Origin of the sequence: Roseibium denhamense (genome assembly GCF_009711415.1) — a bacterium.
Taxonomy (GTDB): domain Bacteria; phylum Pseudomonadota; class Alphaproteobacteria; order Rhizobiales; family Stappiaceae; genus Roseibium; species Roseibium denhamense.
Genome location: NZ_SMLZ01000070.1, coordinates 1 through 12,877, shown reverse-complemented (window position 1 = coordinate 12,877; position 12,877 = coordinate 1). Strand labels below are relative to the sequence as shown.

Below are 12,877 nucleotides of genomic sequence, written 5' to 3'. Positions count from 1 at the left end.
TCTCTTAGATGCCGTTTGACCTTTGGCTCGTTTTCATTGCCGTCTCCCTTCTTCCAGCCATCAGCCCTGGCCCCGGTGTCATGCTGGCGATTTCCAACACGCTCCGTTTCGGCCGCAATGCAACACTGGCCTCAGCCTCCGGCAATGCGGCCGGACTGGTGGTTATCGGCTATGCCGTCGCGTTTGGCTTCGGCGCCATCATGGCAACATCCGCACTGGCGTTCACGGTCTTGAAGGTCATCGGTGCCGCCTATCTGATCTATCTCGGGATCAAGGTGTGGCGGGATGCCAGCAGTTTTCAGGTCGCAAATGCATCTACCGGACCATCCAAAAGCCCAGTGAAATTGTTCCTCGAAGCCTTCCTGGTATCGATCACCAATCCGAAGGCCATCCTCGTCATTACTGCACTGTTTCCGCAATTCATGTCCAAGGGCGGCATTAGCCTGATGGAGACATCCGTTCTCTCCTTTACCTACGCAGCTCTGTGTTTTGCCAATCATGCGGTGATTGCGGTGGCGGGAAACCAGATGCGCCGTTTCCTCACGTCGGACCGGCGCATCCGCTGGGTGCGGCGGGTCACTGGCGGATTGTTTGTCGGTTTTGGCTCCGCTTTGGCAACCGCCAGCCGGTAATGCAGATTTTCCGGTCTGATTGCATCGCCGTGCGTCCGATCAGACCGGACAGCCAGAACTTCCCTACCTAGCCGGTAGTCTTGCAGGTGAATTCCGTTCCCTGCGGCCACTCGACCATCACCTCGTTCCCTTTGACCCAAAAGACAAGGCCGAAACTGCCTTCATATCGCGCACCGGAGCCGGTGATCCCTTCAACGGCAATTTCGATGGTGTCGCCTCTTTCGAGCCGGGCGGCAGGCGGGTCTGTGGGATAGAAGTAGGCAACGATTTCATCCGCGGGATTGCCGCGGCACATGTAGAAGACCGGCGTCACGTCCGGGATCAGCATGTATTGCGCGGTAAGTTCGGCAATACGCCGCTGATAGCTGGACTGGATGCAGGACAGCTCATCATCGGCCTTCCAGCACTCATCCCGGCCTTTCACCCATCCGCGCTGATAAGCCCTCAACTCCGCTAAAGCGGCCTGCCCATCGGGAAATGTTTCAGTTACGTTGACAGCAGCTTGAAACACCTGCGCCAAGGTTTGATCCAGCTCTGCAAGATCAGCATTCGCGCAAATCAGTTTTTCAGCGGCCCCCTCGGCCTTGCCGCAGTCAAACGCCGGTGCGGCGGCCGCAGGCCCGCAGCAAAGAAGCACCATTCCACAAATCAGACCAAACCCGCGCATTCTCATCTCCCGGAAATTCATCTTGGCACAATGTAACTAAGGTAACACACTGGCCTGAGATATTTTGGCCACCCGCATTTGTTTGCCTTTTTCCGCACACAGCTTGTCGCCTGAAGGGATTTCAACATGAACCACATCACATCCCGGGAGTACAAACTGATCCTGAATGCCAGCCGGTTCCAGGATCGCGCGGCAGCCAGCGAAGCTTTCCAGGATCTCGCGGGCTTTTTAGCCGGACAGTTGAACGCCAGGATCAAGCGTCAGAACAGCGAGGAAAAGCGCGAAACGTTTTATCTGGACACGGGCGATTTCCGGCTGCGGGCAGCGGGATACAATCTGCGGGTCCGGTACGAGGAAAACGAGGACGATTTCAAGCTCACCTTAAAATACCGGTCCGCCGATCTGATCCTGACCGAAGATGCCTCTGTCGAGACGGCCGATGACCGGCGGGCCAGCATGAAATTCGAAGAAGACCTTTTGCCGCCCTTCCGGAGCGTGTTTTCCCGCTCCAGTTCCATCCGCTACAAAATTCTCCCCGACCTCGATACGATCGGCACGGCCAGTGCAGTTTTTCCGGCCTTGAGATCGCTCGGCATTGACGATGCAGCACCCTTGAAGAAGGTCAACGGGTTCACGGCTGCCGAAGTGTTCCGCAAGCTCTGCAAGATCAACATGAAGCCAGCCGCGCAAATCAAGCTCGGACTGAGTTTCTGGTACGCAGACCAGCTCAAACACTGGCCCCTGATCGCCGAATGCGCGTTCGACTTCGAGTGGGACGCGCAAAGCGAGCGGTTTGACCTGTCCCTGGTCCGCCAGGCCAATGAGCTGTTCCGGCTCATGCAAAAGCAACACGGCTGGTTCGACCCGTCGGCCACCACCAAGACCCGCTACGCCTACGAAGCGCTGCGGTCCTGATCTAATTCCGCGTATCAGGCCGCCTCTTCCCGTTTTGCGATCTGATGCTCGTCTTCGATAAGCCCGATTTTCCAGTAGCCGGAAATGTATGTGTCCTTCTTCGGCACCTGCCGCTGGTTATGGAGATAATCCCGCAAAGCGCGGATAACCGAGCTTTCCCCGGCGATACAGGTCTGGACAACGCCATCGCGCCAGGGGAGCGCCTTGATCGTGTCCAGCTGGGCCGTTGACGGCCGGTAGACATCATCTTGAACCAGCCACGTCACGGTGATGCCGGCCGGAACGGAGACCGGCCGGATATCCGCTTCCAACGGGACCTCGAACACGGCAAAACCTTGGGCGTCCGCCGGGAATTTTTCCAGGGTCGCTTCGGCAACCGGCATTGCCGACAAATCCGCCGCAATCAGATACCAGTCTGCGTAGAATTCGGTGAGTTTCGGCTGGCTGGGGCCGAAAAAGCCGAGAAAAGAGCCTTCCTTTGCGCCCTGGGCCCAGCGCGTCGCAGGCCCCTCGTCGCCATGGGCGACAAAGTCGATATCCAGCTCCAAAGTGTCCGCACGGTATGCCCGAACCGTATAGGTCCGCACAGGGTGCACCTTTTCCGACGGGCCGTCAGGTGCGTGATACGCCTCGAACGCTTCCCGGCTTTCACCGTCGCGCGGCAGGACCAGTTTGCAATTGGCCCCTTCCTGACCCTGCGGGAATCCTTCCAGCTCCGGTCCGGCAAAGGTGACCCGGATGAAATTCGGGCTGAGATAAACCGCTGACTTGACGGTTAGAATACGTGGCGCGCGTTTCAATTTCAGAGCCATTCAAGCCTCATTATACCTGACAATATGAGTCAAGATTTAGGGGCAAACGCGGAGAATTTAAAGAGGCCACGGCACAGCGTCCATAACATCAAGAAAAAGCCCGCCAAACTGGCGGGCTCATTTTTGTATATGGAAACTGCCTGATATCAGCGGATGATCGGCTCTTTCAAGTCTTCCGGCTTTTCTTCCTTCACGATGTCCCAGTTGAGGTCCGCGTGATTGATGAGTTCGGCTTCGTTGCTCTCAAAACGTTTTTGCACAGCAAGGCTGTTGTTCAGATAGAGTTTGCCGTCGACAATTTTCCATGCCTCGGGAACGACCGGAACCTTGAAGCCCTTGCTGAGGCCAAACGCGCAATAGCCGCCATATTGCGGCGCGTATTTCGCCGGATCGGCTGCAAACTTGTCCCGGTTCTCGGCGGATGAGAACTTCCAGGTTACCTCATCATACTCGACCGTGTATTCATCGGTGCCCGCGACCGGCTTGCCTTCGGTGAAGTAGGCGACCGGATCCGTACCGCCGATAGCAGCGCCGTCCTTGATGAAAGTGGTGATTTCATCTGCGCTAGCGGAAAATGCGGTTGCGGAGAACAGGGCCGTCAGGCCAAGCAAAACAGATTTCGACGTGTAGAGCGGCATAAAGATCTCCCCTCGAGAGTGCTGCGGTACCGGTGGCGCGATGATGCACCTGCCTGACCGGAAGATGTCCTTGGCTTTGCAAAAACGCCAATCACCCTTCTTCACAGCAGCGGGAAGCCAAAGCGAGAAAATGTGATCGGAGCTTCGATCTTCACCCCGCAAGCACGTTTTACGCGGATGGAGCCCGGGGTGGCACCAGCCCAAGAACGAGATAGATGGCACGTTCAATACTGTTTGCGTCGATCACAGCGCCCCGCATCAGCAACCGGTAATAGATGAGCCCCAACAGAAGATCGATCCGAACCTCCATATCGGTCTCAAATGGCGTGGCAATGAAGATCTGGCGCAAGTGCAGGCGCCGGTCAGCCTCTGCCATGTCAAGCACACGCCCGAGAACAGGATGGGACCGGAATGGCAGAAGTGCGCGCAGCGCTTCCCCAAGAGGTGTCTCTTGCATGGCCACAACAAGGCTCGTCAGGCTCTGCCTGAGGTCTTCCGCCACACTGCCCCGTTGCGGCGGCGGCGGATCAAGACGGGCAAACGCAGTCTCAACCGCGGCGGCAATCAAGCCGGGCTTGTCCGCAAAACGCCGGTAGACCGCTTGCTTGCTGGTGCTTGCCTGTGCGGCAACCGCTGAAATAGTTGCCTTTTCATAGCCTTCGGCTGCCAGGGAGTTCAGGGCAGCCATGAGCAAAGCCTCAGTAACCGCTTGCTGGCGCGGCCTTCCCGGTTTGTGATGAGCCAATGCCAAACTCCCGTTGCGGGCAATTCGCGAAATTACGGTTCCATTTGGTACCGTAATACGGTCTGCACCGGCGGCCGGCAATCGAAAATCCTTGTCTCCGCCTCCTTGAAGCGGCTAACACCCTGCCAACGGCTCCCGCCGGACCGGCCGGAGAAAATGGAAAGAGGACACATAATGTCTGTCGATACGGAAACGGTAAAACGCGTGGCGCGCCTTGCCCGCATCAAGGTCAGCGAAGACGAAGCAACCCGCATGACCGGTGAACTGAATGCCATTCTCGGCTTTGTCGAACAGCTTGACGAGGTCAACATTGACGGTGTGGAACCGCTCACCTCCGTTGTCGAGCAGACCATGAAAAAGCGCGAGGACGGTGTTACGGACGGCAGCAAAGCGGCAAAAATCGTCCAAAACGCCCCTGCTTCTGAAGACAATTTCTTCATGGTGCCGAAGGTCGTTGAGTGAGCCTTTGCTCCTCCGGCCCGCTTTCATGAATTCAGGATTCCAAAATGACCGACCTAACAAAACTGACGATTGCCGACGCCCGGGACGGGCTCAAGAACAAGGATTACACGTCTCTTGAGCTGACAGACGCCTTCCTCGGCAATATCGAAAAAGCAAATGACAAACTGAATGCCTATGTGGCGGTGACCGCCGACAAGGCGCGGAATATGGCAAAGGCTTCCGATGAGAAACTCGGAAACGGAACCGGCGGCGCGCTTGAGGGCATCCCGCTTGGCGTGAAAGACCTCTTTGCCACTGAAGGGGTTCACACACAGGCATGCTCCCATATTCTTGATGGCTTCAAACCGACCTACGAATCCACCGTCACCGCCAATTTGTGGGCCGACGGTGCCGTGATGCTCGGCAAGCTGAACATGGACGAGTTCGCCATGGGCTCGTCCAACGAGACTTCCTACTACGGCAACGTGATAAACCCCTGGCGCAAGGCCGGCTCCAACCAGGAGCTTGTTCCAGGTGGTTCGTCCGGCGGCTCGGCGTCTGCAGTCGCAGCCCATCTGTGCATGGGCGCCACCGCCACCGATACCGGCGGCTCGATCCGCCAGCCCGCGGCCTTTACTGGAACCGTTGGCATCAAGCCGACCTACGGCCGCTGTTCCAGATGGGGCACGGTTGCGTTTGCCTCCTCGCTCGATCAGGCGGGCCCGATTGCCCAGACCGTACGCGACAGCGCCATTCTCCTGAAGTCGATGGCGTCCGTCGATCCGAAGGACACCACCTCGGTGGATCTGCCCGTGCCGGACTATGAGGCCGCAATCGGCCAGTCCGTCAAAGGCCTCAAGATCGGTATCCCGGCGGAATACCGCATGGATGGCATGCCCGAAGAGATCAACACGCTGTGGCAAAAGGGTATCGATTGGCTGAAGGACGCCGGCGCGGAAATCGTTGACATCGCCATGCCGCATACGAAATACGCCCTTCCGGCCTATTACATCGTGGCTCCGGCGGAGGCCTCCTCCAACCTTGCCCGCTATGACGGTGTGCGCTACGGCCTGCGCGTCCCCGGCAAGGACATTGTCGACATGTATGAAAACACCCGCGCCGAAGGCTTCGGCGATGAGGTCAAACGCCGGATCCTAATCGGAACCTATGTGCTCTCGGCAGGGTATTATGATGCCTATTATCTGAAAGCCCAGAAGGTCCGCACTCTTATTAAGCGCGATTTCGATCTCGCTTGGGAGAACGGCGTGGACGCGATATTGACACCTGCAACGCCCTCAGCCGCTTTCGGGGTGGCTGATCAGGACCTTCATTCCGATCCGGTGAAAATGTACTTGAACGACATCTTCACTGTGACGGTGAACATGGCGGGCCTGCCCGGCATCGCAGTTCCCGCTGGCCTCGACAACAGCGGCCTTCCGCTTGGCCTGCAACTGATCGGCAAACCGTTCGACGAGGCAACGCTCTTCCAGATCGGCCAGGTCATCGAAGACGCCGCAGGCCGTTTCGAGCCGGACAACTGGTGGGGCTAAGCCTCAGTAAATATCTGCCGCCCCGGACTTGATCCGGGGTGGCGTCGAAAAAGTGCAGGTCCCGGAGCACGGGAGCGATCCCGGATATAGCCTGTTGACCTTTCCGGGATGACGGTCTGTCAAGGTTTGGCAAAGCTTCTCCCCCCGCTCCGTCATCCTGGGGCCTGACCCGAGGATCCATTCCGTTTCCTCGCCCCATGCAGGGCTGATCGAGAGGAACGCTTACGGGATGGATCCCGCATCAAGTGCGGATTGAGAGCTGAGGGTGTGGTGCGGTGGGCACTCACCTTTCGCGGTCAGCGCTCGCCAAAGCAATACGTTGATGACAGTCGTTGAGGAACAAGCCAGGCCATGCATGACATTGAAACCATCGTGATCGGCGCCGGGGCTGTCGGGCTTGCCTGTGCCCGGGATTTGGCGCTATCCGGCCGGGACGTGATGGTTCTGGAACAGCATGACCTTATCGGCTCGGAAACCAGCGCCCGCAATTCCGAGGTGATCCATGCCGGTATTTACTATCCCGCCGGCAGCCTGAAAGCCCGGCTTTGCGTAGACGGAAAACACCAGCTTTACCGGTTCTGCAGCGAGCATGGCGTTGCCCATGAGCGGATCGGCAAGCTGATTGTCGCCAGCACCCAACACCAGCTTGCCGACCTTGAAACCATCCGCGCGAAGGCCGCTGCCAACGGCGTGGCCGATCTGACGCTGCTGAACAAGACAGAGTTGAGTGCCCGCGAACCCGCCCTTGATTGTGCGGGCGCGCTCCACTCTCCGTCCACCGGGATCATCGACAGCCACGGATTCATGCTGGCGCTTCAAGGCGGCCTTGAGGCAAATGGCGGGCAAGTTGTCCTCAACACCCGCGTGGAGCGGATCACGCCCCATTCTGCAGGTGGTTTTACCGTCCACGTCTCGACAGAAACAGACGAAATCTATGCCATCACGGCGAAAGAGCTGGTGGTTTCAGCCGGTCACGGCGCGCCGTCCTTGATGACCGGCCTGCAAGGGTCTCAGGCTCCCAAGCCCTATCTTGCCAAAGGCAACTATTTCAAACTTCAGGGAAAAGCCCCGTTTTCGACGTTGATCTATCCGGTGCCCGAGCCTGGCGGGCTTGGGGTTCATCTGACGCTGGACCTGCAGCATCAGGCCCGCTTCGGCCCCGACGTTGAATGGGTCAAGGAGTTCGACTATCCGGTTGATCCGGCGCGCGGCGAGAAATTCTATGCTGCCATCCGCAGCTACTGGCCCGACCTGCCGGACGGTGCGCTGGTGCCCGATTACTCCGGCATCCGCCCCAAGATCGCCGGGCCGGGCGAAGCGGCAGCAGATTTCCGGATCGACGGTCCCGGGACGCACGGGCAGTCCGGATTGGTCGCCCTATACGGCATTGAATCGCCGGGACTAACGGCAGCGCTTGCCATTGCAGATGAAGTCACCGCCCGCATCGGCTAGGCGTCGAGCATCTTTGGGCATTTTTGACAACACGCCCGATGCTCTAGTGCATTCTGCCGGTCTCGGCTTCCAGGATGCCGTCCGCGTCCAGCCCGGCAATCGGCAGACGGGTATCAGAGGGGACATCCCCCGACAGCTGTAGCGCCAGATACCGTCCGCAGCACACCCTCAAAAAGCTTGTGAAATTGCCCAAGTCATGCCCGGCATCAATGCTCTCGTGATGGAGCTTGGTGATCAGCTGGACAACATTCATACCATCCCGGCCCGCGATTTCCTCCAGAACGGTCCAGAAAAATGCCTCAAGGCGGACCGAGGTCACCATCCCGTCAATCCGCAGGGACTTGGTGGTGCTCTCCCAGAGTTTGGGATCGGCTTCGATGAAGAGCTTGCACATAATGTCCTCCCAAAAGCCATTGGTGTGGCTCGGCGCTTCTTGTGATTGTACCGGCTCTGCGAATTGTGTCATCCACTCATTGCTTTTGCGGCAGCAGATCCCGAAAAGCTAAGCCCCTCCAACACCCTCCGCGATAGGCCTCCGGAAAAGCGGCGATAGTTGTGGCAAGGGACACCGCGAGTGGGCCCCGGATCGGGTCCGGCGTAACAGTCTGTAAGGGTCGTGCAAGACTTCGCACCTTGTCCGCCCTCTCCCCCCTCAAGGGGGAGACGGGACCAATCCGTCCCCCTGGTTCAGCCTCAGGCCGCCAGGGTTTCGCCTTCCGCGCTGCTCAGAACAGCATGAAACTGCTTCAGCCATGCCGGATGGGCGGGCCATGCGGGCGCCGTCACCAGGTTGCCGTCCGTGACAGCCCCGTCCACCGGGATGTCGGCATAGGCTGCACCTGCCAGCTCGACTTCAGGCTTGCAGGCCGGATAAGCGGACACCGTACGGCCCTCAATGCATTTGGCAGCTGTCAGGATCTGCGCGCCATGGCAGATGGCGGCAACCGGTTTCCCCGCGCTCATGAAATGCTGGACGGCTGAAATCACCGCCTCGTTGAGCCGCAGATATTCCGGCGCTCGGCCACCCGGGATCACAAGCGCATCATAGCTTTCCACGGAAACCGCATCAAAACTCGCATTCAGTGTGAAATTGTGACCGCGCTTTTCGGTGTAGGTCTGATCGCCCTCAAAATCATGGATGCACGTGGCAACCGTATCTCCGGCTTTCTTATCCGGACACACGGCATCCACCGCGTAGCCCATAGCCAGAAGTGCCTGAAAGGGCACCATCGTCTCGTAGTCCTCGGTGAAATCACCTGTGATCATCAGGATCTTTTGCGCGCTCATGCTTCGTCCTCCCGTTGAAGAATTGCGGATGGCCAAAGGCTAGCAGGCAAAAACCCGGAGCGGGTATTAGGCCGTTACTACAGGACCATTTTCAGGTCTTGTAGTCCGGCTGAGTCCGGTCAAGACGGCGTTTCCAATAGGCAAAATGGGCCTCGCCCATCCCTGAGTAGGGTTCCCATTCGGCGGCAGTCTTTGCCGCGAGATTGTCGGACATGACCGCCAGCGGCTTGCCCGTCGCATAGGCTTTCAGGAGGGTTCCGGCCGCCTTTTCAAAATAGTAGAGATGCTCAAAGGCTTCGGCCACAGTCTTTCCCGCGACCGAAACGCCATGATTTCCCATGATCAGCACAGGCTTGCTGCCAAGGGTCTCGGCAATCCTGCGGCCCTCTTCCGCGTCGTCCGCCATGCCGCCAAAGCCAAGATCCAGGGCAACCTTGCCAAAGAACCGGGCCGTGTTCAGGTCAATTGGCAAGAGCGCCGGATCTGCGAGTGTTGCCAGCGTCACGGCATTGGGCGAATGGCAATGGAACAGCACCCGTGCATACGGGTTGAGCCGGTGGACCGTTCCGTGAATGCACCAGGCTGAAGCGTCCGGCGCGTCTGGGCCCTCCATCACCGTGTCATCATTTGCGTCCAGCAAAAGGAGATTGCTGGCGGTCACCTCGGAAAAATGCCGCCACTTGGAATTCATCAGGAACTGTGTACCGTCCGCGGAGACGGCCGCACTGAAATGATTTCCAACCGATTCATGCCATCCAAGCTCCACGGCAATCCGGAAGGCAGCCGCGAGATCCGCGCGCAGGGTCTGTTCGTCCTGGGCTACAGGAGACATCACATTCATTTAAACCGCCCCTCCCCGGCCAGCACCCGGTAGACCGACCGCAACTCGCCCCGGTCCGTGTAACACCCGCGCAAGTGCCGTTCGCCGCTGGTCGCAGAATAGGCAACCCGGCCATGCACGATGCGGTGGTTGTCGAAGACGATACACTCCCCCGCGTTCAACCGGAAGCGCATGACATATTTCGGATCCCGCATCATCTGTCCGAACCGGCAGAAAGCCGGATAGTAGGCGTCCAGATCCTCCTGGGGCATATCGAAGATATCTTCGTGATGCTGGCTAATGGTAACGCCGGAAACATTGCCGTACTCGTCAAGCTCGATCACCCGCTGCCGCGCCCGCATGTCGAATGTGTCATGCTCGCAATAATAAGGCACATCGGTTTCGACCAGCAGCTGGAACGCTTCCGGATCAGCTTTGCGGAAGTCCTCGGCGACTGCCAGACCATCCACAAAGATGCTATCGCCGCCTTCGACGGAATTGGCCCGGCAGTGCAGATACTGGATCCCCGGCGCAAATTCTTCCGAAGGCAGGTCGGTGTGCAGCGGCAGCGCCTTGGAGGTGAAGGCAAGGTTTGTCGGCTTGATATGGGTCTTGACCTCAAAGGTCACACCGAAATAGCTCGGCCGCACATACCCAAGAAGCCCGGCCGTTTCCGTCAAGCCGGCATCCGTATCCGGCATGCCCGTGATCAGCGCGACACCATCTGTCAGCATGGCGCCTGCCCAGTCACGGCGGGCCGTCTCATCGTGCAGGACAGCCTCGTGGGAAAACCGGGCCATATGCGCGTAATGATCTGAAAACCAGGCCTGCCGCGGCAAATTTGCCGGATCGGGACGCTGGCCGGGCCGCGCGTATTGAAGGAGCTGCGCGACCGGAATTCTGGAGACATGGCCCGAAGCCTGCCAGGTTACTTCCAGATAATCGCTGACCAGGGCCGCAGCGGCCGGTTTTGGCGCTTCCAAAAGCCCAAAAACATCGAAAACCCGTTCCCGCGTTTCAGGGTCAAAGGATGCCGGACAATTATCGCGCAGCCAATAATAGTTGAAGTAGGCCGTGCTGCCGTCCGGCAGCGGCACATCGAGACCGTTTTCCTTCAGAAGAACCCCTTCATCACTGCGGCCAAGCATCGCTATCTCCGTTTAACTTAACTGTGCGCCGAGCACCTTGAGCTGAGGACTGAACCAAACAAATCAGTTTGGCCAGACCATTAGCCGCAAATTGCGCTTGATCAGGCCGGGTGAAAAGCCGATAAAAAACGAAGTTGAGTTAATCTGCGAGTTAATTAAAGAAACATGGAGCGCCTTCCTCCCCTGCGGCTGCTGACCGTCTTTGAAACCGTCCAACGGGCCGGCGGCGTCAAGCGCGCGGCGGAAGAACTCAATGTGTCCATGCCCGCGATCAGCCAGTCCCTCCGGCAGCTGGAAGCCCATACAGGCACCGCCCTGATTGACCGCAGCACACGCCCGGCTGGTCTCACAGAGGCAGGAGAGATCCTGCTGAAGGCGGTCGTTGAGAACAGGGAGCGCCTGTCGGAAGCTCTATCGGACATTGCGGCGCTTGAAACCCGCTCCGATGCAGTCACCATTGCCTGCACGATGGGGTTTGCGACCTACTGGCTGATGCCGCGCCTGGAGGCTTTCTATCTGGATCACGGCGGTGTGGTCGTGAATGTGCAGACAACGTCCCGGGAGGTGCCAACCCTTGGGCCGGGGACAGATATAGCCATGCGCTATGGCGACGGCCGGTGGACAGACGGTACGGTCAACCACCTGTTCGCAGAAGAAGTCGAACCGGTCTGCGCCCCGGCGCTTGCCGAAAAAATCCGGGCAGAAGGCGGCAGTCTCGCCTCCTCCTACCTGATCCATGTGGAGTTTCCGGACCGGCGCTGGATCAGCTGGCCACAGTATTTGGCGCGCACCGGTCAACAGGCGAACGGCTCGGCCAAAGGATTGAAGTTCTCCAATTATGTTCAGGCCGCGCAGGCCGCGCTGTCCGGCCATGGTGTCATGCTCGGCTGGCGGTCCATCACCGGCGATCATGCCGGCCAGGGCCGTCTCGTCCCGGCGGGCCTGCCCCTCTACCGGCCAAAGGATGCCTACCACGCCGTTCTCTCCCACCGCAGCCGCACGACCGACAAGGCCCAGCTGGTCGTAGACTGGCTTCTGGCCACCGCAGCGCGCGAAGCGTGATGGTTTGTGGGGCATGGAGATATTAAGTGCCGGACAAGGTCATCCGCATCCGGTGCGTCTGGGGTCGTGCCATAGCCCCCCACTCCGTCATCCTCGGGTTTGGCAAGGCACGATGTGCCAGCAGGCACTCCGTCATCCTGTGGCCCGACCCACTGCTGTCCGGTTTAGGTTTCGGGGTTTTTGCATCTTATTATACCCCCCTCTGTCTCCTCACGGAGACATCATCCCCTCTAAGGAGGAGAGGAGAGAAAGGCGCAAAGTCTCGCAATAACAAAAACTTATGCAGCTTAACCGAACAGCAGTGGGCCTGATGATGGGATCCACTCCGTTTCCGCGCCTTAAGCACCGCTGATCGGAAGGAAACCTCACGGTATGGATCCCCGCACAAGGCGGGGATGACGTCCGAATGTGTGACGGGGTTCATGCCTTTCCCGGCGGCTCCGGGAACGAATGGGTCCCGGATCAAGTCCGGGGAAACCGTCTGGGAAGGTTTGGCAAAACTTCTCCCAGCGCTTCGTCATCCCATGGCTTGACCATGGGATCCACTCCGTTTTCTCACTTCGAGTATCGATGATTGAGTGGGCATGTCTCGGTATGGATCCCGCATCAAGCGCGGGATGACATCCTGCGTAGGTGGCAGCGCCTTTCCCCACCCCGTCAGCCTAAGGATCAAGCAAGGGAGGACAAACGGGGATAAATGCCGGCTAG

General features: G+C 58.7%; 14 protein-coding genes. 6 read left to right on the top strand and 8 right to left on the bottom strand.

The window, feature by feature from the left end; all coding sequences use genetic code 11:
• Positions 1 to 8: 8 nt before the first annotated feature.
• On the top strand, positions 9 to 632 hold the full coding sequence (locus E1180_RS00700) for a LysE family translocator (protein WP_155189165.1): 624 nt from the start codon (positions 9 to 11) through the stop codon (positions 630 to 632).
• A gap of 67 nt (positions 633 to 699) precedes the next feature.
• On the opposite strand, the gene E1180_RS00695 is transcribed toward E1180_RS00700, so the two are convergent.
• On the bottom strand, positions 700 to 1,299 hold the full coding sequence (locus tag E1180_RS00695) for an MliC family protein (protein ID WP_155189164.1): 600 nt from the start codon (positions 1,297 to 1,299) through the stop codon (positions 700 to 702).
• A 126-nt stretch (positions 1,300 to 1,425) separates the two neighbouring features.
• On the opposite strand from E1180_RS00695, the gene E1180_RS00690 reads away from it, so the two are divergent.
• On the top strand, positions 1,426 to 2,214 hold the full coding sequence (locus tag E1180_RS00690; protein WP_155189163.1) for a hypothetical protein: 789 nt from the start codon (positions 1,426 to 1,428) through the stop codon (positions 2,212 to 2,214).
• Positions 2,215 to 2,228: 14 nt separating this feature from the next.
• Here the strand turns inward: E1180_RS00690 and E1180_RS00685 are convergent, their stop codons facing one another.
• The 3 genes from E1180_RS00685 to E1180_RS00675 all read right to left on the bottom strand — a co-directional run bounded on the left by E1180_RS00685 (position 2,229) and on the right by E1180_RS00675 (position 4,352).
• The gene (locus E1180_RS00685; RefSeq protein WP_155189162.1) at positions 2,229 to 3,026 is read right to left on the bottom strand and encodes a siderophore-interacting protein; all 798 of its coding nucleotides are present in this window, start codon (positions 3,024 to 3,026) and stop codon (positions 2,229 to 2,231) included.
• A gap of 146 nt (positions 3,027 to 3,172) precedes the next feature.
• Positions 3,173 to 3,664 carry a YHS domain-containing (seleno)protein gene (locus tag E1180_RS00680; RefSeq protein ID WP_155189161.1) on the bottom strand — a complete coding sequence of 164 codons (492 nt, stop codon included), beginning with the start codon at positions 3,662 to 3,664 and terminating at the stop codon, positions 3,173 to 3,175.
• 169 nt (positions 3,665 to 3,833) lie between these two features.
• Positions 3,834 to 4,352, bottom strand: a complete 519-nt coding sequence (locus E1180_RS00675; RefSeq protein WP_155189160.1) for a TetR/AcrR family transcriptional regulator — start codon at positions 4,350 to 4,352, stop codon at positions 3,834 to 3,836.
• Positions 4,353 to 4,583: 231 nt separating this feature from the next.
• On the opposite strand from E1180_RS00675, the gene gatC reads away from it, so the two are divergent.
• The 3 genes from gatC (at position 4,584) to E1180_RS00660 (ending at position 7,852) form a co-directional block, all read left to right on the top strand.
• Positions 4,584 to 4,871: an Asp-tRNA(Asn)/Glu-tRNA(Gln) amidotransferase subunit GatC gene (gene gatC / locus E1180_RS00670; RefSeq protein WP_155189159.1), complete on the top strand. Its 288-nt coding sequence runs from the start codon at positions 4,584 to 4,586 to the stop codon at positions 4,869 to 4,871.
• Between the two features lie 44 nt (positions 4,872 to 4,915).
• Positions 4,916 to 6,400 carry an Asp-tRNA(Asn)/Glu-tRNA(Gln) amidotransferase subunit GatA gene (gene gatA, locus E1180_RS00665; protein WP_155189158.1) on the top strand — a complete coding sequence of 495 codons (1,485 nt, stop codon included), beginning with the start codon at positions 4,916 to 4,918 and terminating at the stop codon, positions 6,398 to 6,400.
• Between the two features lie 351 nt (positions 6,401 to 6,751).
• Complete coding sequence (locus tag E1180_RS00660) at positions 6,752 to 7,852, top strand: NAD(P)/FAD-dependent oxidoreductase (RefSeq protein WP_155189157.1); 1,101 nt, start codon at positions 6,752 to 6,754, stop codon at positions 7,850 to 7,852.
• 43 nt (positions 7,853 to 7,895) lie between these two features.
• On the opposite strand, the gene E1180_RS00655 is transcribed toward E1180_RS00660, so the two are convergent.
• From E1180_RS00655 to E1180_RS00640, 4 genes are all read right to left on the bottom strand, one after another.
• A complete protein-coding gene (locus E1180_RS00655) occupies positions 7,896 to 8,246 on the bottom strand; it encodes a ribbon-helix-helix domain-containing protein (protein WP_155189166.1) in 351 nt (116 codons plus the stop codon).
• A 299-nt stretch (positions 8,247 to 8,545) separates the two neighbouring features.
• Positions 8,546 to 9,139, bottom strand: a complete 594-nt coding sequence (locus E1180_RS00650) for a DJ-1/PfpI family protein (protein WP_155189156.1) — start codon at positions 9,137 to 9,139, stop codon at positions 8,546 to 8,548.
• Positions 9,140 to 9,230: 91 nt separating this feature from the next.
• Positions 9,231 to 9,980: a class II aldolase/adducin family protein gene (locus E1180_RS00645; RefSeq protein ID WP_155189155.1), complete on the bottom strand. Its 750-nt coding sequence runs from the start codon at positions 9,978 to 9,980 to the stop codon at positions 9,231 to 9,233.
• Positions 9,977 to 11,107 (bottom strand): TauD/TfdA family dioxygenase, encoded by a 1,131-nt coding sequence (locus E1180_RS00640; RefSeq protein WP_155189154.1) that lies wholly within the window; start codon positions 11,105 to 11,107, stop codon positions 9,977 to 9,979. Before E1180_RS00640 ends, E1180_RS00645 begins: the two co-directional genes overlap by 4 nt.
• Before the next feature lie 165 nt (positions 11,108 to 11,272).
• On the opposite strand from E1180_RS00640, the gene E1180_RS00635 reads away from it, so the two are divergent.
• Positions 11,273 to 12,169 carry a LysR substrate-binding domain-containing protein gene (locus E1180_RS00635; RefSeq protein WP_155189153.1) on the top strand — a complete coding sequence of 299 codons (897 nt, stop codon included), beginning with the start codon at positions 11,273 to 11,275 and terminating at the stop codon, positions 12,167 to 12,169.
• Positions 12,170 to 12,877 lie beyond the last annotated feature (708 nt).